Annotated in this window: 26 protein-coding genes; 1 reads left to right on the top strand and 25 read right to left on the bottom strand. The window is 62.5% G+C overall.

The features are described 5' to 3' along the window. Positions 1–212 precede the first annotated feature (212 nt). From J2X53_RS15535 to bktB, 25 genes are all read right to left on the bottom strand, one after another. Positions 213–920, bottom strand: a complete 708-nt coding sequence (locus J2X53_RS15535) for an ATP12 family protein (protein WP_349038395.1) — start codon at positions 918–920, stop codon at positions 213–215. Further along, complete coding sequence (locus J2X53_RS15530) at positions 917–1963, bottom strand: RluA family pseudouridine synthase (protein ID WP_349038394.1); 1047 nt, start codon at positions 1961–1963, stop codon at positions 917–919. The genes J2X53_RS15535 and J2X53_RS15530 overlap by 4 nt, the downstream gene beginning before the upstream one ends. Next, positions 1960–2334: a fluoride efflux transporter CrcB gene (gene crcB / locus J2X53_RS15525; RefSeq protein ID WP_349038393.1), complete on the bottom strand. Its 375-nt coding sequence runs from the start codon at positions 2332–2334 to the stop codon at positions 1960–1962. Before crcB ends, J2X53_RS15530 begins: the two co-directional genes overlap by 4 nt. A 136-nt stretch (positions 2335–2470) precedes the next feature. Beyond that, positions 2471–3784, bottom strand: a complete 1314-nt coding sequence (locus J2X53_RS15520; protein ID WP_349038392.1) for a replication-associated recombination protein A — start codon at positions 3782–3784, stop codon at positions 2471–2473. Positions 3785–3816: 32 nt separating this feature from the next. Beyond that, positions 3817–5205 (bottom strand): Do family serine endopeptidase, encoded by a 1389-nt coding sequence (locus J2X53_RS15515; RefSeq protein ID WP_349038391.1) that lies wholly within the window; start codon positions 5203–5205, stop codon positions 3817–3819. 134 nt (positions 5206–5339) lie between these two features. Further along, positions 5340–5753, bottom strand: coding sequence for a 50S ribosomal protein L17 (gene rplQ / locus J2X53_RS15510; RefSeq protein ID WP_103334367.1), 414 nt, complete (start codon positions 5751–5753; stop codon positions 5340–5342). A gap of 137 nt (positions 5754–5890) precedes the next feature. After that, positions 5891–6907, bottom strand: a complete 1017-nt coding sequence (locus J2X53_RS15505; protein ID WP_135433348.1) for a DNA-directed RNA polymerase subunit alpha — start codon at positions 6905–6907, stop codon at positions 5891–5893. Between the two features lie 119 nt (positions 6908–7026). Beyond that, positions 7027–7422 carry a 30S ribosomal protein S11 gene (rpsK, locus tag J2X53_RS15500; RefSeq protein ID WP_103334365.1) on the bottom strand — a complete coding sequence of 132 codons (396 nt, stop codon included), beginning with the start codon at positions 7420–7422 and terminating at the stop codon, positions 7027–7029. Positions 7423–7437: 15 nt separating this feature from the next. Continuing rightward, positions 7438–7806, bottom strand: coding sequence for a 30S ribosomal protein S13 (gene rpsM, locus J2X53_RS15495; RefSeq protein ID WP_349038390.1), 369 nt, complete (start codon positions 7804–7806; stop codon positions 7438–7440). A 178-nt stretch (positions 7807–7984) separates the two neighbouring features. Beyond that, the gene (locus J2X53_RS15490; protein WP_349038389.1) at positions 7985–8569 is read right to left on the bottom strand and encodes an adenylate kinase; all 585 of its coding nucleotides are present in this window, start codon (positions 8567–8569) and stop codon (positions 7985–7987) included. 3 nt (positions 8570–8572) lie between these two features. Continuing rightward, entirely contained in the window at positions 8573–9931 is a 1359-nt protein-coding gene (gene secY, locus J2X53_RS15485) for a preprotein translocase subunit SecY (RefSeq protein ID WP_349038388.1), read from the bottom strand. A 109-nt stretch (positions 9932–10040) separates the two neighbouring features. Next, the gene (rplO, locus tag J2X53_RS15480) at positions 10041–10511 is read right to left on the bottom strand and encodes a 50S ribosomal protein L15 (RefSeq protein ID WP_349038387.1); all 471 of its coding nucleotides are present in this window, start codon (positions 10509–10511) and stop codon (positions 10041–10043) included. 278 nt (positions 10512–10789) lie between these two features. Further along, complete coding sequence (locus J2X53_RS15475; protein WP_349038386.1) at positions 10790–11173, bottom strand: ectoine synthase; 384 nt, start codon at positions 11171–11173, stop codon at positions 10790–10792. Positions 11174–11292: 119 nt separating this feature from the next. Continuing rightward, positions 11293–11490 carry a 50S ribosomal protein L30 gene (gene rpmD, locus J2X53_RS15470; protein WP_118149536.1) on the bottom strand — a complete coding sequence of 66 codons (198 nt, stop codon included), beginning with the start codon at positions 11488–11490 and terminating at the stop codon, positions 11293–11295. Positions 11491–11492: 2 nt separating this feature from the next. After that, positions 11493–12062, bottom strand: coding sequence for a 30S ribosomal protein S5 (gene rpsE / locus J2X53_RS15465; protein ID WP_349038385.1), 570 nt, complete (start codon positions 12060–12062; stop codon positions 11493–11495). Positions 12063–12073: 11 nt separating this feature from the next. Continuing rightward, the gene (rplR, locus tag J2X53_RS15460; RefSeq protein ID WP_118149535.1) at positions 12074–12433 is read right to left on the bottom strand and encodes a 50S ribosomal protein L18; all 360 of its coding nucleotides are present in this window, start codon (positions 12431–12433) and stop codon (positions 12074–12076) included. Between the two features lie 10 nt (positions 12434–12443). Next, entirely contained in the window at positions 12444–12977 is a 534-nt protein-coding gene (gene rplF / locus J2X53_RS15455; RefSeq protein WP_349038384.1) for a 50S ribosomal protein L6, read from the bottom strand. Between the two features lie 10 nt (positions 12978–12987). After that, positions 12988–13386, bottom strand: coding sequence for a 30S ribosomal protein S8 (gene rpsH / locus J2X53_RS15450; RefSeq protein ID WP_118149533.1), 399 nt, complete (start codon positions 13384–13386; stop codon positions 12988–12990). A gap of 12 nt (positions 13387–13398) precedes the next feature. Next, positions 13399–13704 carry a 30S ribosomal protein S14 gene (gene rpsN / locus J2X53_RS15445; RefSeq protein ID WP_118149532.1) on the bottom strand — a complete coding sequence of 102 codons (306 nt, stop codon included), beginning with the start codon at positions 13702–13704 and terminating at the stop codon, positions 13399–13401. A gap of 18 nt (positions 13705–13722) precedes the next feature. Continuing rightward, the gene (rplE, locus tag J2X53_RS15440) at positions 13723–14283 is read right to left on the bottom strand and encodes a 50S ribosomal protein L5 (RefSeq protein WP_349038383.1); all 561 of its coding nucleotides are present in this window, start codon (positions 14281–14283) and stop codon (positions 13723–13725) included. After that, the gene (gene rplX, locus J2X53_RS15435) at positions 14283–14588 is read right to left on the bottom strand and encodes a 50S ribosomal protein L24 (protein WP_349038382.1); all 306 of its coding nucleotides are present in this window, start codon (positions 14586–14588) and stop codon (positions 14283–14285) included. Before rplX ends, rplE begins: the two co-directional genes overlap by 1 nt. Then, positions 14588–14956: a 50S ribosomal protein L14 gene (gene rplN / locus J2X53_RS15430; RefSeq protein ID WP_013066055.1), complete on the bottom strand. Its 369-nt coding sequence runs from the start codon at positions 14954–14956 to the stop codon at positions 14588–14590. The genes rplX and rplN overlap by 1 nt, the downstream gene beginning before the upstream one ends. Before the next feature lie 83 nt (positions 14957–15039). Beyond that, a complete protein-coding gene (gene rpsQ, locus J2X53_RS15425; RefSeq protein WP_103334352.1) occupies positions 15040–15273 on the bottom strand; it encodes a 30S ribosomal protein S17 in 234 nt (77 codons plus the stop codon). A gap of 10 nt (positions 15274–15283) precedes the next feature. Further along, complete coding sequence (gene rpmC, locus J2X53_RS15420) at positions 15284–15484, bottom strand: 50S ribosomal protein L29 (RefSeq protein ID WP_103334351.1); 201 nt, start codon at positions 15482–15484, stop codon at positions 15284–15286. Positions 15485–15821: 337 nt separating this feature from the next. Next, a complete protein-coding gene (gene bktB / locus J2X53_RS15415; RefSeq protein WP_349038381.1) occupies positions 15822–17000 on the bottom strand; it encodes a beta-ketothiolase BktB in 1179 nt (392 codons plus the stop codon). Between the two features lie 137 nt (positions 17001–17137). Here bktB and J2X53_RS15410 point away from each other — a divergent pair, with 137 nt between their 5' ends. Next, positions 17138–18253, top strand: a complete 1116-nt coding sequence (locus tag J2X53_RS15410) for an MFS transporter (protein WP_349038380.1) — start codon at positions 17138–17140, stop codon at positions 18251–18253. The last annotated feature ends 10 nt before the right edge of the window (positions 18254–18263 follow it).

Genomic DNA, 18263 nt, shown 5'->3' with positions numbered 1-18263 from the left:
TGCCGACGTTTTTTATGCCCCGAGGCCGGTTGATGGGCGGGCGGGGACGAAACTAGTGGAGGTGAGCCTCTCCCAGTCAGGACAGTTTCCTCCGAAGCGGTTTGAAAGGTCAAGCATATCACATAAAATTGCCTAAATTCTTTGCATTCAGGCAGTTTAGAGGCTGTCACGGGCAAGTTGGCATCGTACCGCCTGCGTTTTGAGCAGGATTGTTACCCGCACAATGCAAAGAATCGCTCTGCGGTCAGGAACGCGTCGCGGCGCAGCGCCTCCAGCCGGGCGGCATCTTCGTCCTCACCCCAAAGCTCGTTTTGCCACGCCTCATCGATTCGGCTCAGGGCAAAGGCTTCGGCGCCGGAAAGCCTGCGTCGAGTCACAGCAAGCCCCAAAATCAGTGAACCGGAAATGGCAACAAGGTCATGCAGCGCCGCCAGCTGGAACGGGCTGTGCGCGGCCACATGCGCCCGCAGGGTCGTCAGCGAGACGGCGGGCTGCGGCACCGGGATCACCCCTTGGGTCACGACAAGCGGCGCGTCCAGCGTGTCGCGCGCCCAGTCAAGCAGCGGGGTCCATCGCGCGGCTTGCCGGTCGATCAGCGGCTGCGGACTGGTGGCGTGATAGCACAGCAGGTCGGTGGTGCCGTAATTGGCAATCTCGTCCACCACGCCGTCGATCTGCGGGGCCACCTTGTCGATGGCAGAGTTCGCAGCGCGGGTCAGCGGCATGGTGTCCGGCTTGATCAGCCCCTGCTGCTGGTCCCACTCGGCGGCGATCTCCTGCGCCATCGCAAACGTGGGCAGCACCAGCGGCTGCTTGGCCGGGGTCTTCACCGCCCGGGCATCGAGCCGGACGGTAAAGCCGCCGTCACACGGCTCTGGCTGCGCCGATTTCCAGAACCGCTTTGCCGCCCAGGCGCTCACCGCAGGCTCTCAAACGGGTCGGCGGGTACGTCTTTTTCGTTCCAGTCCAACAGCTTCCATGTCCGCGCCATGTGTTCGGGCAAGGGTGCGGTAAAGGTCATCATTTCCTTGGTGATCGGGTGCTGGACCGACAGGCTGCGGGCATGCAGGTGCATTTTCTTGGACATCTCGCCCCCCGCCTGCGCGCCCCAGCCATCGCCCATGTTTTCCTGCGCGGTGCTGCCGTATTTGCCATCACCGATGATCGGATGGCCCAGTTCGGCCAGATGCGCGCGCAACTGGTGGGTGCGGCCCGTCACCGGCTCCAGCGCCATCCAGCTCATCCGGGTGCCGAGGAACCAGAGCGTGAAAAAGTCGGTGTGGGCGCGTTTGGCATCGGGGAACTCGGCCATCTTGGCGGGATGGATGCAGAGCATCTTTTCGCCCTCGCCGCCGCGCCCGCCACCGGGGGCCTTCAGCAGCCCATATTTGATGCTGCCCTGACGCGGGTGCGGAACGCCCGCGACCAGCGCCCAATAGATCTTGCGGGTGTTGCGATGGCGCAGCGCCTCGGACAGCGCCCGCGCCACCCGGTCGGTGCGCGCCAGCATCAAGAGGCCCGAGGTGTCCTTGTCCAGCCGGTGCACCAGTTTGGGCTTTTCCTTGTAGCCGAACTTCAGCGCCTCGGCCAAGCCATCCACATGCCGGTCGCCCTGCCCCGAGCCGCCTTGCGACGGCAGGCCGGCGGGTTTGTTCAGGATGATGATATGCTCATCCTTCCACAACACCGCGTTCTGGATCAGCTTGGTATCCGCCGCCGAGATCCGGCTTTCGGGCGAGCGGCTGGGCGCTTCGGTATCGGGCAAGGGCGGCACGCGGATGGTCTGGCCGGGGGCGATGCGATCGGCCGCTTTCGCCCGCGCGCCATCGACCCGGATCTGCCCGGTGCGGCACATCTTTTCGACATGGCCTTGGGTCAGCTGCGGAAAGCGCCGCTTGAACCACCTGTCCAGCCGCTGTTCACCCTCATCTTCAGACACCGTCAGGTTCAGTACGCCACTCATGTCAAAGACCTTGCAAGTTGGAGGCCCGCCAGAAGTGCGGCAAGCGAGAGAAAGACTGAGGCCCCGACATAGCCCAGCGAAAGCCAGCTTTGCCCACGCTCCCACAGGGTAACGGTGTCGAGCGAAAAGGCCGAAAATGTGGTGAAACCGCCAAGGATGCCGGTCATCAGAAACGGCGCAAAGCGCATGCCGCCCTTTTCCGCCAGCATTACGACCAGAATGCCCATCAGGAATGATCCCGCAATATTCACCGCCAGCGTACCATAGGGAAAGCCCGGCCCAAACAGCCGCATGCTGGCGACATTCACCAGATAGCGCAGGCAAGCGCCAATGGCCCCACCAAGGGCAACATGAGACAGGGTCAGGATCATTCCCCGGTCTTTGCGTGTGTTGGGCGGAATTGTCAACGTGCGCTCACGAGCCGGAGCTTGCCTGAACACCGCTTGTCCGTTCATCTTGGCAAAAATACTCCCGCCGGAGGCACCCACGGCTGCGGCGCGCGCAGCGCTAACCGCCCTGCCGTTTTGCCCGCAGTTTGGCAAAATACTCTACCCGTTTTTTCAGCTCGCGCTCATACCCGCGTTCGGGCGGCAGGTAGAACACCGGGCGTTTCATGCCCTCGGGGAAGTAGTCCTGCCCGGAAAACCCGTCCTCGGCCTCATGGTCATAGGCGTAGCCCGCGCCATAACCGATATCCTTCATCATCTTCGTCGGCGCGTTCAGAATGTGGCGCGGCGGCATCTGGCTGCCGGTGTCACGGGCACTGGCGCGGGCGGCCTTGTAGGCGACATAGACCGCATTCGATTTCGGGGCGAGCGCGAGGTAGACCACCGCATTGGCCAGCGCCAGCTCTCCCTCGGGGCTGCCCAGCCGCTCGTAGGTGTTCCACGCGTCCAGACAGACCGAATGCGCCTGCGGCTCAGCCAGCCCGATATCCTCGACCGCCATCCGGGTCAGACGGCGGGCCAGAAAGCGCGGGTCTTCGCCGCCCTCCAGCATCCGGGCGAACCAGTAGAGCGCTGCATCGGGGTCTGATCCACGCACGGATTTGTGCAGGGCAGAGATCAGGTTGTAATGCTCTTCGCCCGATTTGTCGTATTTGGCGGCACGGCGCATCAGGCGTGTGGCCAGCTGATCGCGGTCAATCGGTTTGTCGATGCGCCACGCCGCCACCTGCTCGGTCAGGTTCAGGAGCGCGCGGCCATCGCCATCGGCCATTTCCAACAGCGCCTCACGCGCCTCACCGGTCAGCGGCAGGGTGCGGCCAAGTTCCATCTCGGCGCGCTGCATCATCCGTTCCAGATCGGCGAGGTTCAGCCGCTCCAGCACGATGACCTGCGCCCGGGACAGAAGCGCTGCGTTCAGCTCGAAACTGGGGTTTTCGGTGGTGGCCCCGACCAGAAGGATGGTGCCATCCTCCATATGCGGCAGAAAGCCGTCTTGCTGCGCCTTGTTGAAGCGATGGATTTCATCAACAAACAGCAGCGTGCCCTGCCCGTTTTGCCGCCGGATTTTGGCGGATTCGAACACTTTGCGCAATTCCGGCACGCCGGTGAAAATGGCGGATATCTGGACAAACGCCAGATCGGTCTCGCGCGCCAGCAATCGCGCGATGGTGGTCTTGCCGACGCCGGGCGGCCCCCACAGGATCAGCGACGACAGCGACTTTGCCGCCAGCATCGCCCCCAGCGGCCCCTCGGGGCCCAGCACATGCGCCTGCCCGATCACCTCGGCCAGCGTTTGCGGGCGCAGACGGTCGGCCAAGGGCCGGGGGCCTTCGGCTTTGGGGGTTGCGCTTGCGGTGTCAAACAGGTCTGCCATGGGTCTACGTTACGCCGCTGCGCCCCCAAGAGCTAGAGGCGGAAGCGCAGCCGCACGATCTGGCCGCCCCGGTTCACGTCGATGGCCCAGCGGCGGGTCTGCTCTTGCGCCGCTGCGGCCACATCCTGTGGGGCGGCGACCGGGCGGCCATTGATTGCCAGCAGCACATCGCCGGAGCGCAGGCCGATCTGCGCGGCCAGGTCCTGAGCGGCGGTCACCACCACGCCCTCCGCCTCGGTCGCAAGCCCGATCTCGGCGCTGAGGGCCGGGTTGATCCGGGCGACACTCAGCCCGCGCAGCGCCACCGGGTCGGTGATGGAGACGGGATCGCGCGGCGGGCTGTCCGGCGGGGCAATCAGGGTGACATCAACGGTCGAGGTGCCATCCTCGTCCAGATAGGTCACCGGCACCGTGGCCCCGATGCCAAGTGCTGACAGACGAAAGATCATTTCCTGCGGGGTGTTGGTCGGCTCGCCCGCGACCGACAGCACCACATCACCGGGGCGCAGACCTGCCTTGCCGAACGGGCTGTCGGGGTGCAGATCGACCAGCAGCACCCCGTCAGGCCGCGGCAGGTTCATCGCCGCCGCCAGCCCGGCATCCACCGCTTGCCCCTGCACGCCCGCCCAGGGCCGTTCAAACCGCGCGCCGCCCGCGACGGCCTGCGCCACCACGGTCTGCACCAGATTGGCGGGGATCGCAAAGCCGATGCCGTTGGAGCCACCCGAACGGGTCAGGATCGCGGTGTTGATGCCGACCAGCCTGCCTTTCATATCCACCAGCGCGCCACCGGAATTGCCCGGATTGATCGCCGCATCGGTCTGAATGAAATAGCCGCGCCCCAGTTCGACCGAGCTGCGCGCCAGACCCGAGACGATGCCGGAAGACACGGTCTGCCCCACCCCGAACGGATTGCCGATCGCCAGCACCAGATCGCCGACCTCGACCTCATCAGAGTTGCGGAACTCCAGCGCGGGCAGATCTTCGGCGTCCTGCAGGCGCAGGATGGCCAGATCGCTTTCCTCATCGCCCAGGATCAGCTCGGCGGCATATTCGCGGCGGTCGTTCAGCACGACGCGGATTTCGGTCGCCTGACCGACCACATGGTAATTCGACACCACGATGCCATCGGCGGACACAATCACCCCGGAGCCGAGCGAATTCTGCACCCGGGGCTGGGACTGGCCGTAGCCGCTGAAGAACTGGTCAAAGAACGGATCGCCGGCAAACGGCGACAGCTGTTCCTCGACCACCCGGCTGGCGTAGATGTTCACCACTGCCGGGGCGGTCGATTTGACCACCGGGGCAAAGCTGAGGCTGATTTCGGCAGTTGATGCCGGGGGGCGGGTCTCGGTCTGGGCGGCGAGCGGGGTGGCACAGAGAAGGCTCAGGGGCAGGATCACGGCGACAAGGCGGAGCATGGGGCATCCCTTTGTGGTGGTGCATCTGGATATGGCAAAGCGAACCACAGTTTCAACCAGCCCCCTCGCGCAAGACAAAGCCCGCCGCTGTTTCCAGGGCGGGCTGTGCCGTAAACTTGGCCGGAAGGCCGGGCTTATTCTGCCTCGAACGCTTCGGTGCGGGCGTGGTCGGCGGCACCCTTGGCATTCGGATCGCGGTCAACGAACTCGATGATCGCCATCGGCGCCATGTCGCCATAGCGGAAGCCCGCTTTCAGCACGCGCACATAACCGCCCTGACGGTCCTTGTAGCGGGGGCCGAGGATTTCGAACAGGCGCGCGGTGTGCATGTCCTGCTTGAGCTGCGAATGCGCCTGACGGCGGGCGTGCAGATCGCCGCGCTTTGCCAGCGTGATCAGCTTTTCGATGATCGGACGCAGTTCTTTGGCTTTCGGCAGGGTGGTCTTGATCTGCTCGTGTTCAATCAGCGAACCGGCCATGTTGGCGAACATCGCTTTGCGGTGTTCGTGGGTCCGGTTCAGTTTGCGGTAGCCGTTTGAGTGACGCATGGAAATCTCCTGATCGCGTGTTTTGCTTTGTCCGGTGCGGCCTACGTGCGGCTGCACTCACCTTGGGGCTTGTGGCCCAGTTGTTCCCCGGCGGTCCGGGCATTTGTGGTTGGGGGGCATCGCTGCCCCCCGTATTCTTAGAACTGGTCCTCGAAGCGCTTGGCCAGATCTTCGATGTTCTCTGGCGGCCAGTCTTCGACTTCCATGCCCAGATGCAGACCCATGCCCGACAGCACTTCCTTGATTTCGTTCAAGGACTTGCGGCCGAAGTTCGGGGTGCGGAGCATTTCGGCTTCGGTTTTCTGGATCAGATCGCCGATATAGACGATGTTGTCGTTCTTCAGGCAGTTGGCCGAGCGGACCGAAAGTTCCAGCTCGTCGACTTTCTTCAAGAGCAGCGGGTTGAATTCCAGACCCGCATCGACTTCGCCCAGTTTCGCCGATTCTGGCTCGTCGAAGTTGACGAAGATCGACAGTTGGTCTTGCAGGATGCGCGCGGCATAGGCCACGGCGTCATCCGGCGTAAGGCTGCCGTCGGTTTCAACCTTCATCGTCAGCTTGTCATAGTCCAGCACCTGGCCCTCACGGGTGGGCTGCACTTCGTAGCTGACTTTTTTCACCGGCGAATAGATCGCATCAATCGGGATCAGCCCGATCGGCGCGTCTTCGGGGCGGTTCTTGTCGGCGCTGACATAGCCTTTGCCGGTGTTGACGGTCAGTTCCATGAACACATCCGCACCATCATCAAGATGGCAGATCACGTGTTCACGGTTCAGAATCTCGATGCCGTTTGACTCCGAGATATCCGCCGCCGTCACAACGCCCGGCCCCTTGGCCGAGATCGACAGGCGTTTCGGCCCTTCGACATCCATCTTGATGGACACGCCTTTGAGGTTCAGCACGATGTCGGTCACGTCTTCGCGCACGCCAGCGACGCTGGAAAACTCGTGCAGCACGTTGTCGATCTGCACCGAGGTGATGGCCGCGCCCTGCAGGCTCGACATCAGCACGCGGCGCAGGGCATTGCCCAGCGTCAGACCAAAGCCGCGCTCCAGCGGTTCGGCGATCACGGTCGCCACGCGCGCCGCATCCGATCCCGGTTTTACAACCAGTTGGGTCGGTTTGATCAGTTCTTGCCAGTTCTTATGGATCATGCTGTCGCCTCCATCCTTGTCCCATTGCCCATGTCCAGCAAGCGGTGGGACGCCCGAGGGTCCTTAAATGCCGAAATCGGGCCGTGCGATGTCGCACGGCCCGACAGTATATCTGCCGATCAGACGCGGCGGCGCTTTGGCGGGCGGCAGCCGTTGTGCGCCAGCGGAGTCACGTCGCGGATCGAGGTGATGTTCAGGCCAACAGCCGCCAGCGCGCGCAGCGCCGATTCGCGGCCCGAACCCGGACCCTGCACTTCGACTTCAACAGTCTTCATGCCATGTTCCTGAGCTTTGCGGGCGGCATCTTCGGCAGCCATCTGAGCGGCATAAGGCGTCGACTTGCGCGAGCCTTTGAAGCCCATGGTGCCCGAGGACGACCACGAAATCGCATTGCCCTGAACATCGGAGATCAGGATCTTGGTGTTGTTGAACGAAGAGTTCACATGAACCACGCCAGCGGCGATGTTCTTGCGCTCTTTTTTCTTGGTGCGGGATGCTTTGGTATCGCGTGCCATATCGGAATGCTCCCCTTACTTCTTCTTGCCAGCGATGGCTTTTGCGGGGCCCTTGCGGGTGCGAGCATTGGTATGGGTACGCTGACCGCGGACCGGCAGGCCCTTGCGGTGACGCAGGCCGCGGTAGCAGCCAAGGTCCATCAGACGCTTGATGTTCATCGAGGTTTCGCGACGCAGGTCACCTTCGACGGTGAAGTTCGCGTCGATGAATTCGCGGATCGCCAGCACTTCAGCATCCGACAGTTCATTGACGCGACGGGCGCGGTCGATGTTCAGCGAAGAGCAGATGGCTTCGGCGTTGGTCGGGCCAATACCGGTGATGTAGGTCAGGGCGATCGGAACCCGTTTCTGGGTCGGAATGTTAACGCCAGCAATACGTGCCAAACGTGTGTCCTTTTCAATGTTGCGGTTCCGTGGTGCCAGAACCTTTTTTCACAACTCCGCCAAGGCACTGTGCCCTGATGGTGCTTTTCCCGAAAATGGGAAGCCCGGCACGATTCCATGCCGGGACGCTGTGCTTTATGGGCAAATGCCGCGCCCGTCAAGGGCAGCGGCGGTGTTTTTACCGTTTGTCAAGAATTTTCGCGATATCCGCGCTGACCCTGTCCATGTCGGCCAGACCGTCCACCGTGGTCAGGTTGCCCTTGGCGTAATAGTAGCCGGTCAGGGGGGCAGTGTTCTTGTAATACTCGCGCAGACGCACCTCGAATACCTCGGGGGTGTCGTCGCGCCGCACCGGCTGGCCATTGGCGCGGGCCTCTTCGGCGCGCTTGACGATCCGTCCCACGAGGGCTGCATCATCAACCACCAGCTCGATCACCGCGTCCAGGGTCAGCCCCTTTTTCGCCAGCAGCACCGCCAGAGCATCAGCCTGTTTCAGCGTGCGGGGAAAGCCGTCAAAGATGAAGCCGCCGGTGGCGCCCTTGGTCAGCTTTTCCTCGATCAGACCAATCACGATCTCATCGGTGACCAGCGACCCACGTTCCATCACCTCGGCAACCCGCAGGCCCATTTCGGTGCCGCTGGTCTTTGCCTCGCGCAGCATGTCGCCGGTCGAAAGCTGGACCATGCCCCGCCCCTCTTCCAGCCGCTTGGCCTGCGTTCCTTTACCGGCCCCCGGGGGCCCCAGAAGAATGATGTTTGCCATGTGTCAGCGCCGTGTCGGGGTCTTGGGCGTGGTCTTTTTACGACCGCGCAGTTGCGATTTCTCGATCAGGCCTTCGTATTGATGCGCCAACAAATGCGACTGCACCTGATTGATCGTATCCATCGTCACCGACACCACGATCAGCACCGAGGTGCCGCCGAAGTAAAAGGTAAAGCCGAACTGGTTGCGCAGGATTTCGGGCAGCAGACAGACCGCAGCGAGATAGGCCGAGCCGAGCACCAGAATGCGGGTGACCACATATTCCAGATACTCTTCAGTCTTTTTGCCGGGACGGATGCCGGGGATGAACCCGTTCTGGTTCTTCAGGTTATCCGCCACATCCTCGACCTTGAAGGCGACGTTGTAGGTATAGAAATAGCTGAAGAACACGATCATGCCGGTAAAAAACAGCAGATACAGCGGCTGACCGGGGCCGAAATAGGCCAGAATGGTCGACATCACCGGGCCGGTCTGCTGACCCGAAAAGGTGGAAATCGTGACCGGCAGCAACAGCAGGGACGAGGCAAAAATCGCCGGGATCACGCCCGCCGGGTTCACCTTGACCGGCAGGTGGCTGGACCCGCCGTCATAGACCTTCATGCCGACCTGACGCCGGGGGTACTGGATATGGATCTTGCGCAGCGCGCGTTCCATGAACACCACAAAGGCGATCACGGCGATCACCATCACGATCACCCCGATGATGACCGCAGGCGAGATCGCGCCGGACCGGCCCTGGCTCAGGAACTGGGCGATGGCGGCAGGCAGTTCGGCGACGATGCCGACAAAGATGATCAGCGAGATGCCGTTGCCGATGCCGCGCGCGGTGATCTGCTCACCGATCCACATCAGGAACATGGTGCCGCCGACCAGCGTGATCATGCAGGCCGCCTTGAAGAACAGGCCCGGATCATGGGCCAGACCACCCGCCTCAAGACTGGCAGCGATGCCCCAGGCCTGAAACGTCGCCAGAAACACCGTGCCGTAGCGGGTGTACTGGTTGATCTTCTTGCGGCCCTGCTCGCCCTCTTTCTTCAGCTGCTCCAGCGCCGGCACCATGGCCGTCATCAGCTGCACGATGATCGAGGCCGAGATATAGGGCATGATCCCGAGGGCAAAAATACCCATCCGGCTGATCGCGCCGCCGGTGAACATGTTGAGAATGCCCCCGATCCCCGCACCGGCATCCTCCATGAAGGCGCGCAGTTGCACGCCATCAATGCCGGGCACCGGAATATAGGTGCCCAGGCGATAGACGATCAGCAGGCCGATGGTAAAAAAGATGCGTTGGCGCAAGTCGGTTGCCTTGCCAAGGGCGCCCCAGCTGAGGTTCGCCGCCATTTGCTCTGCAGCAGATGCCATGTCCGGTCTCTTTCAAAGACAGCGCCGCCAAACCGTTCTCCGGTCGGCGGCGCGGGAAAACTAAAGGTGATGTAAGCGGTCTGAAGGCCGCTCACAACTCCTATTTGGCTTACTCAGCCGCTGACGCCGGAAGGGTGATCGACCCGCCCGCCGCTTTGATGGCCTCAACAGCAGCTGCCGAGGCACCCGAAACCACCAGTTTCACAGCCGACTTGATCTCGCCCTTGTTCAGGATGCGGATGCCGTCACGCTTGTGGTTGGTCAGGCCAGCGGCCACCAGCATGTCTTCGGTCAGGTCAAGCTTGATGTCCAGCTTGCCGGATGCCACGAATTTCTCGATCAGGCCCAGGTTGACGACCGCGTATTCCTTGCGGTTCGGCTTGGTGAAGCCGCGCTTTGGCAGGCGGCGGTACAGCGGCATCTGGCCGCCTTCGTATCCACCGATCGCTACGCCCGAACGCGATTTCTGACCCTTGATACCACGGCCAGCGGTCTTGCCCTTGCCCGAACCGGGGCCACGGGCAACGCGCTTTTGTTTCTTGTTCGCGCCGTCATTGTCACGAAGTTCATTCAGTTTCATGTCGCACTCTCCATCGCCGGAACATCCCCGCCTGCGACGGGAGGGGACAACACGGCATTTCTTGTTGATTCTGCGGACCGCAAGCGGCCACGCGTTTTGATTCTGCAGCCCGCAAGGGGCCACCGGGGGCGTATAATGGCTGTGGGGGTGTTAGGCAAGGGGATTGGCCGGGCAAGAGCGGCGGGGTGAACCCCGCCCTACCGCCGCCCCCCAAAGCTGCGCATCCCTCGCCAGGTCAGGTGTAGGGCGGGGTTCACCCCGCCACCCTTCGTCATCCCCTACCCCGCCGCCGGATAACTGCCCGAGGCGTCGTGCTGTTCCTGTCCGGTCAGCGCCGGGGTAAAGACACAGATGATGCGCAGGTCGGTCTGGGCGCGCAGGAGATGCGCTTCGTGACGGTCCAGCACATAAACCGTGCCGGGACCAAGTGGAAAGACCTCGCCCGTGGCCACGTTCTGCACGCTGCCCTGCCCTTCGATCACATAGTTCGTCTCGACATGGTTCTTGTATTCCAGCACCTGCTCTGACCCCGCCTTGCAGATCGTGTCATGCAGGGAATAGCCAAGGCCGTCGGCGGCCAGCAGGATGCGGCGGCTTTCAAACGCCTCCCCTTTGACATGGGCGGCGGTGTCGAGGATGGAGGCGAGGGTGCGGACGATCATTCTGCGGTCCTTTCGGCAGGGGCTGCCGCACCCTAGCGGATCGCAGACGAAAGAAAACGCCCCGTGGTGTCCCACGGGGCGCTATTCAGTCGGTACGGCGGGGGTACCCCCGCCAGACCTCAGCCGCGCTCTTCGATGATCTTCACAAGATGCGAGATCTTGTTGACCATGCCGCGCACGGAAGGTGTGTCTTCCAGCTCACGGGTGCGGTTCATCTTGTTCAGGCCCAGACCCTTGAGGGTCGCGGTCTGAATGGCCGGGCGGCGGGCGGCGGACGCCACCTGCTGCACGACGATGGTTTTCTTGGTCTCGGTCATGATCAGGCCTCCACTGCTTCAGCTTCGGGCTTCTTCAGGATCTCGGCCACCTTTTTACCGCGACGTGCGGCAACCTGGCGGGGCGAGGTCTCTGCTTTCAGACCGTCGATGGTGGCGCGGATCATGTTGTAGGGGTTCTGCGAGCCGATCGACTTCGCAACAACGTCCTGGATCCCCAGCATTTCGAACACGGCGCGCATTGGACCACCGGCGATGATGCCGGTACCAGCCACTGCGGTCCGCATCACGACTTTTCCGGCGCCATGGCGGCCTTCCATGTCGTGGTGCAGGGTGCGGCTGTCCTTCAGCGGCACACGGATCATCTGGCGCTTGGCCTGTTCCGTCGCCTTGCGGATCGCCTCGGGCACTTCTTTCGCTTTGCCCTTGCCGAAGCCTACGCGACCACGCTGGTCGCCGACGACGACGAGTGCTGCAAAGCCAAAGCGCTTGCCGCCCTTGACGGTTTTCGAAACACGGTTGATCGCGACCAGACGGTCAGCGAATTCGGGCGTTTCCTCACGGGAGTCCTGACGACGATCTCCGCCGCGGCCCCGATTTTCACGTTCTGCCATATCCAAACTCCTCAGAACTTCAGGCCGCCTTCACGGGCAGCGTCGGCCAAAGCCTTGATCTTACCGTGAAAGAGGAAACCACCACGATCGAAATAGACGTCTTCGACCCCTGCCTTCTTCGCCCGCTCTGCAATCGCAGCGCCGATTTTGGCCGCAGCCTCGACGTTGTTCTTACCGATCAGACCCAGGTCTTTCTCCAACGTGGAGGCGGACGCAACGGTCACACCTTTCACATCGTCGATCAGCTGGGCGCTGATGTTCTTGGACGACCGATGCACGGACAGACGCAAGCGCCCGTTCGACATCGCCTTGATTTTGTTCCGGACGCGCAGGCGGCGCTTGAGGAACAGCTCTCTTTTGTTCAAAGCCATTTTGCCACCCTTACTTCTTCTTACCTTCTTTGCGGAAGATGAACTCACCCTTATAGCGGATGCCCTTGCCCTTGTACGGCTCGGGCTTGCGCCATTCGCGGATGTTTGCTGCGACCTGGCCAACGAGCTGCTGGTCGATCCCTTCCACAACGATTTCGGTTTGCTTCGGCGACGTGACGGTCACGCCAGCCGGAACGGCGAAGTTGACTTCGTGGCTATAGCCAAGCGACAGCTTCAGAACATTGCCGGCGACCGCAGCACGGTAACCAACGCCCTGAATCTCAAGCTCTTTCTTGAAGCCAGTGGTGACGCCCTGAACCAGGTTCTCCACCATCGACCGAGCCATGCCCCATTGCTGACGGGCGCGTTTCGAGGTGCCGCGAGGCGTCACCTTGATCTCTTCGCCGTCGATGGTGATGGTCACATCGTCGGTTGCGGTAAAGCTGCGGGTGCCTTTCGGCCCCTTCACTTCGACAGTCTGGCCGGACACCGACGCCGAGACGCCTTTGACCAGAGAGACGGGTTTCTTGCCGATACGAGACATTGCACCCTCCTCAGAATACGGTGCAGAGCACTTCGCCACCAACATTGGCGGAGCGTGCAGCTGCATCGGACATGACGCCTTTGGGCGTCGACACAATCGAAACACCCAGGCCATTACGGACCGAGGGGATTTCCTTGACGCCCATGTACACACGGCGGCCCGGCTTCGACACGCGTTTGATTTCGCGGATCACAGGGGTACCTTCGTAGTACTTGAGCGAGATCACGAATTCGCCCTGACCGTTGTCGGTCGGGTTCTTTTCGTAACCGCGGATGTAGCCCTCGGACAGGAGCACATCCAGCACCCGGCCGCGCAGCGTGGACGCTGGGGTCGAGACAGTGGATTTGCCGCGCATCTGAGAGTTACGGATACGGGTCAGCATATCGCCGATAGGATCATTCACAGGCATGTCTGCTCTCCCTTACCAGCTGGACTTGACCATGCCCGGGATCTGGCCAAACGAGGCCAGTTCACGCAGCATGATCCGCGACAGTTTCAGCTTGCGATAATACGCATGCGGGCGGCCCGTCAGCTGGCAGCGGTTGTGAAGCCGTGTTGCCGACGAGTTGCGGGGCAGTTGTGCCAGCTTCAGGGTCGCGCCGAAACGCTCTTCCATCGGCTTGGTTTGGTCTTCGATCACCGCTTTGAGCGTCGCACGCTTGGAAGCATATTGCTTCACCAGCTTGGCGCGCTTCACTTCGCGGTTCACCATGGATTTCTTTGCCATTACTCTGGTTCCTCGCGCTTACGACGTGAAGGGCATGTTGAAATGCTTCAACAGCGCCTTGGCTTCCGCATCGGTTTTCGCGTTCGTGCAGATGATGATGTCCATACCCAGAACTTCATCAACTTTATCGAAGTTGATTTCCGGGAACACGATGTGTTCTTTCAGGCCCATGGCGTAGTTGCCACGGCCGTCGAACGACGAGCCCTTGACGCCGCGGAAGTCGCGGACGCGGGGCAGAGCCACGTTGATCAGACGGTCCATGAATTCGTACATCTTGTCACCGCGCAGGGTGACTTTGCACCCGAGCGGCATCAGTTCCCGCACACGGAAGCCCGCGATGGACTTCTTGGCATGGGTGATGACAGCTTTCTGACCAGCGATCAGCGACAGCTCTTCAGCAGCCTGTTTCACCTTTTTGGTGTCTTTGACCGCTTCGCCGACACCCATGTTCAGGACGATCTTGTCCAGACGGGGGATCTGCATGTCGTTCTTGTACGCGAACTCTTCTTTCATCGCAGCGCGAATCCTGGAGCCGTACTCGCCTTTGAGGCGCGGTGTGTATTGAGCAGCGTCCAACATCAGATCGCATCCCCTGTGGTCTTGGCAAAACGCACCTTCTTGTCGCCGTCCATACGGAAGCCGACGCGGGTGGGTTTGCCGTCCTTGTCCACGATCGCCAGGTTCGACAGGTCGATCGGCATGGACTTGGCCACGCGACCGCCTTGCGATCCGGCGGATTGCTTGGTGTGACGGATGGCGACGTTGATACCTTCGACGACGGCTTTGTTGGCGGTCGGGTTCACAGAGGCGATTTCGCCCTGTTTGCCCTTGTCCTTGCCGGTCAGCACGATGACGGTGTCACCCTTTTTGAGTTTCGCAGCCATCAGAGCACCTCCGGAGCCAGCGAGATGATCTTCATGAAGTTCTTGGCGCGCAATTCACGGACAACCGGCCCGAAGATACGCGTGCCCACTGGTTCACCCTGGTTGTTCAGGATGACAGCGGCGTTGCGGTCAAAACGGATGGCGGTGCCGTCTTCACGACGAACCTCTTTGGCGGTGCGCACGACAACGGCTTTACGCACGTCGCCCTTTTTCACGCGGCCTTTTGGAATAGCTTCCTTGACCGACACCACGATGATGTCGCCCACGGATGCATAGCGGCGGTGTGAACCGCCCAGAACCTTGATGCACTGAACTCGGCGAGCGCCGGAGTTATCAGCAACATCCAGATTGGTCTGCATCTGGATCATTTGGTTTCTCCCGACCTTTGGGGACGGTCATGCAGATGACGCCCCAGGGTTTCGATTATCGCAAAACGAAAACTGCCCCGGCCTTAAGCCGAGACAACCACCGTCCAACGCTTGGTTTTCGAAATCGGCGCACATTCCTCGATACGGACGGTGTCACCAATCTTGAATTTGTTCTCTGCATCATGTGCGCGGTATTTTTTCGACTTACGCACAGTCTTTTGCAGCAGCGGGTGCTTGAAGCGACGCTCGACCAGAACCGTGATGGTCTGTTCGTTCTTGTCCGAGGTCACAACGCCTGAAAGGATACGCTTGGGCATGATAAACCTCTTACTTCGCCGCTTCGGCGGCTTTTTGGTTGAGAATGGTCAGAACGCGTGCTGCGTCACGACGCACAACGCGCATGCGCGCGGTGTTCTCAAGCTGGTTCGTGGCGGCTTGGAAGCGCAGGTTAAAGGCTTCCTTTTTCAGTGCAACGAGCTGGTCGCGCAGCTGATCAGGGGACTTGCCCCGGAGTTCGTCGGCTTTCATGCCGTATTCCTTTTTTCAATCACCAGAAGGCCCCGTTAAACGCAGGGTAACCTTTAACCCGGTGGATCAATGCAAAACCAACGATTCCGAGTCGCCCGGGAACCGCAGGATGCGTTCCATTACAGGCGTTGCACGGGCAGGGCAAGGGAAACTTGGGGGCGTTGCACCGAAAGACTCAAAGCGCGGCGGTGTGTGATCCCCAGCCGCAGATCTGCCTCCCCTGCTCTGCCGCAGCCCCTCACGATCCGCCCGCGCAACGCTGATGCCCGATGCCTCCCTCCCCCCTCGTGGGGGAGGGCCGGGGTGGGGGGGGCCGCGACGCCAGCCCCCGCAGCCTTCAGACCCGCTCGATCCCCAGCGCAATCCCCTGCCCGCCACCAATACACATGGTGATCAGCGCGGTGCGTTTGCCGCTGCGCTCCAGCTCGTACAGCGCCTTCACCACCAGCAGCGCCCCGGTCGCCCCCACCGGATGGCCCAGGGCAATCGCGCCGCCGTTCGGGTTCACACGGGCGGGGTCCAGCCCCAGCTCGCGGCTCACCGCAATGGCCTGCGCGGCAAAGGCCTCGTTCGACTCCACCACGTCGAAATCGCCCGGCTTCATCCCGAGCTTGGCGCACAGCGCCTCGACCGCCGGAACCGGGCCGATGCCCATCACCTTCGGGTCCACCCCGGCATGGGCATAGCCCATCACCCGTGCGCGTGGCTTTGCCCCCGGGAACAGCCCGCGCGACAGCACCAGCGCGGCCGCGCCATCATTGATGCCGCTGGCATTGCCGGCAGTCACCGTGCCATCTTTCTGAAACACCGGGCGCAGCCCCGACAACGCCTCCAGCGAGGTGGCCTTCGGGTGTTCATCCACCGCAAACTGCACCGGGCCCTTGCGGGTCTCGACCGTGATCGGCGTGATCTGGCGGGTGAACAGCCCGCCCTCAATGGCCCGTGCCGCGCGTTTCTGGCTTTCCAGCGCAAAGGCATCCTGCGCCGCGCGGCTGATGCCGTGCTGGGCCGCGACATTCTCGGCCGTCACCCCCATGTGCCCGGTGCCGAACGGGCAGGTCAGCGCGCCGGTCATCATGTCCAGCGCCTTGGTATCGCCCATCTTCTGCCCGAACCGCGCGGCGGGCAAAATATAGGGTGAGCGGCTCATGCTTTCGGCCCCGCCCGCCACCGCCACGGCGCAATCGCCAAGCATCAGCGCCTGCACCGCCGACACCACCGCCTGCGCGCCCGATCCGCACAGCCGGTTGACGTTCATCGCCGGCACCGTGTCGGGAATCCCGGCCTGCATCGCCGCTACCCGGCTCAGATACATGTCGCGCGGTTCGGTGTTGATGACATGGCCCATCACCACATGTCCGACCTGCGCCCCGCCGATCCCGGCCTGCCGCAGGGTCGCCGCGATCACCTGCGCCGCCAGATCAATCGGCGGCACAGATGCCAGGGCCCCGCCAAAGCCGCCAATCGCGCTGCGCGTGGCGGAAAGGATAAACACATCATTCGAGTCGCTGACCATCGGAGCCTCCTGAAATTCAGGCAATCCTAACGGTATTTGTCCGCGCGAGGAAAGATGGCGCAGCGTCGATTGACACTCCCTGCGCGCCAAGAGATGGAGGGCGGCCAAACCCCCCAGCCGCAACCCCATCCGAGGCCATGATGACAGACCAGAACCGGGCGACCACGGGCCTCCTCTTTGCGGGAATCGCCACGTTCATCATGATGGGGGCCGGGCAGTCGCTGTATGGCCCTGCCCTGCCCGCCTTTGGCCGCGCGCTGTCGCTCAGCGCGGCGCAGGCCGGGTGGCTGGTCTCTGCGCATTGGATCGGCTGCGCCATCGGCGTGGCGCTGATGTATCGTTGGGGGCCACGGGTATCGCCCCGGATCGCGGTCAGCATCATGGCCGCCGGGGCCGCCGCCATCGCCTTCGGGCTGGGGACCATTGCCACCTTTGCCGGTGCGCTGATCTTTGGCACCGGCTACGGGCTGGCCACGGTGGTGTTCAACCCGCGCATCCTGCGCGCTTACGGCGCACGCGGCACCGCCATGGTCAGTCTGGTCAACGCGAGCTTTGGCCTTGGCGCCATCGCAGCCCCCCTGATCTTTGTCTGGCTCGGCTCCGACCCGGCGCTGGCCTATGCGCTGGTGGCCGGGCTTGCGGTGGTGATCTGGCTGGGCGCGGGCCCCGCCGGTCAGGCCGCCCCGCCGCCTGCGGCCGGGGCCACCGGCCCGTTCCGCCCGATGCTGGCGTTTCAGCTGTTTGCGGTCGCCGGGATCGGGATCGAGGCGACGCTGATCGGCCTTGGCCCCAGCGCCCTGATCCGCTCGGGCCTGTCCGAAACCGCAGCGGCCCAACTCCTGAGCGCATTCTTTGTGGCCTTTCTGGGCGCGCGCACCGTGCTGATCTTTACCGCCCATCTGGTGCCACCCTTCCTGCTCTATGCCGGGGCGATGATTGCGGCAGCGGTCTCGGGCGCTCTGGCGGCCTTTGTCAGCCCCGGCGTGTTTTTTGTCGCGATGGGGATTTCGGCCGGGCTGTTCTTTCCCGGCTTCTACGTCGCCGCCAGCCGGTTGATGGGGGATGACCCGCGCACCGCCCCCACGATCATCGCCGCCGGTCTGGTCGGCGGCATCTGCGCGCCGGTGGTGCTGGCTCCGCTGCTGGAGCCGCTGGGCGGCACCGGGTTTTTCGCCATCCTCGCCGCCGTCGCCACGATCTGCGCCCTCCTCAGCCTCCGGCTCTATCGCCGCTTGCCAGAATTGCGCCACTAGGCCAGTCTTG

This window comes from Pseudotabrizicola sp. 4114, from assembly GCF_031457365.1.
GTDB lineage: Bacteria > Pseudomonadota > Alphaproteobacteria > Rhodobacterales > Rhodobacteraceae > Pseudotabrizicola.
This window is presented reverse-complemented; position numbering and strand designations above follow the sequence as displayed.

Bases quoted from the DNA above. Each gene is read 5' to 3' on its own strand.
- J2X53_RS15530 (WP_349038394.1), bottom strand. From the start codon at position 1,963: ATGAGTGGCGTACTGAACCTGACGGTGTCTGAAGATGAGGGTGAACAG.
- crcB (WP_349038393.1), bottom strand. From the start codon at position 2,334: ATGATCCTGACCCTGTCTCATGTTGCCCTTGGTGGGGCCATTGGCGCT.
- J2X53_RS15520 (WP_349038392.1), bottom strand. From the start codon at position 3,784: ATGGCAGACCTGTTTGACACCGCAAGCGCAACCCCCAAAGCCGAAGGC.
- J2X53_RS15515 (WP_349038391.1), bottom strand. From the start codon at position 5,205: ATGCTCCGCCTTGTCGCCGTGATCCTGCCCCTGAGCCTTCTCTGTGCC.
- rplQ (WP_103334367.1), bottom strand. From the start codon at position 5,753: ATGCGTCACTCAAACGGCTACCGCAAACTGAACCGGACCCACGAACAC.
- J2X53_RS15505 (WP_135433348.1), bottom strand. From the start codon at position 6,907: ATGATCCATAAGAACTGGCAAGAACTGATCAAACCGACCCAACTGGTT.
- rpsK (WP_103334365.1), bottom strand. From the start codon at position 7,422: ATGGCACGCGATACCAAAGCATCCCGCACCAAGAAAAAAGAGCGCAAG.
- J2X53_RS15490 (WP_349038389.1), bottom strand. From the start codon at position 8,569: ATGGCAAACATCATTCTTCTGGGGCCCCCGGGGGCCGGTAAAGGAACG.
- secY (WP_349038388.1), bottom strand. From the start codon at position 9,931: ATGGCATCTGCTGCAGAGCAAATGGCGGCGAACCTCAGCTGGGGCGCC.
- rplO (WP_349038387.1), bottom strand. From the start codon at position 10,511: ATGAAACTGAATGAACTTCGTGACAATGACGGCGCGAACAAGAAACAA.
- J2X53_RS15475 (WP_349038386.1), bottom strand. From the start codon at position 11,173: ATGATCGTCCGCACCCTCGCCTCCATCCTCGACACCGCCGCCCATGTC.
- rpmD (WP_118149536.1), bottom strand. From the start codon at position 11,490: ATGACCGAGACCAAGAAAACCATCGTCGTGCAGCAGGTGGCGTCCGCC.
- rpsE (WP_349038385.1), bottom strand. From the start codon at position 12,062: ATGGCAGAACGTGAAAATCGGGGCCGCGGCGGAGATCGTCGTCAGGAC.
- rplR (WP_118149535.1), bottom strand. From the start codon at position 12,433: ATGGCTTTGAACAAAAGAGAGCTGTTCCTCAAGCGCCGCCTGCGCGTC.
- rplF (WP_349038384.1), bottom strand. From the start codon at position 12,977: ATGTCTCGTATCGGCAAGAAACCCGTCTCTCTGGTCAAAGGCGTCTCG.
- rpsH (WP_118149533.1), bottom strand. From the start codon at position 13,386: ATGCCTGTGAATGATCCTATCGGCGATATGCTGACCCGTATCCGTAAC.
- rpsN (WP_118149532.1), bottom strand. From the start codon at position 13,704: ATGGCAAAGAAATCCATGGTGAACCGCGAAGTGAAGCGCGCCAAGCTG.
- rplE (WP_349038383.1), bottom strand. From the start codon at position 14,283: ATGTTGGACGCTGCTCAATACACACCGCGCCTCAAAGGCGAGTACGGC.
- rplX (WP_349038382.1), bottom strand. From the start codon at position 14,588: ATGGCTGCGAAACTCAAAAAGGGTGACACCGTCATCGTGCTGACCGGC.
- rplN (WP_013066055.1), bottom strand. From the start codon at position 14,956: ATGATCCAGATGCAGACCAATCTGGATGTTGCTGATAACTCCGGCGCT.
- rpsQ (WP_103334352.1), bottom strand. From the start codon at position 15,273: ATGCCCAAGCGTATCCTTTCAGGCGTTGTGACCTCGGACAAGAACGAA.
- rpmC (WP_103334351.1), bottom strand. From the start codon at position 15,484: ATGAAAGCCGACGAACTCCGGGGCAAGTCCCCTGATCAGCTGCGCGAC.
- bktB (WP_349038381.1), bottom strand. From the start codon at position 17,000: ATGGTCAGCGACTCGAATGATGTGTTTATCCTTTCCGCCACGCGCAGC.
- J2X53_RS15410 (WP_349038380.1), top strand. From the start codon at position 17,138: ATGATGACAGACCAGAACCGGGCGACCACGGGCCTCCTCTTTGCGGGA.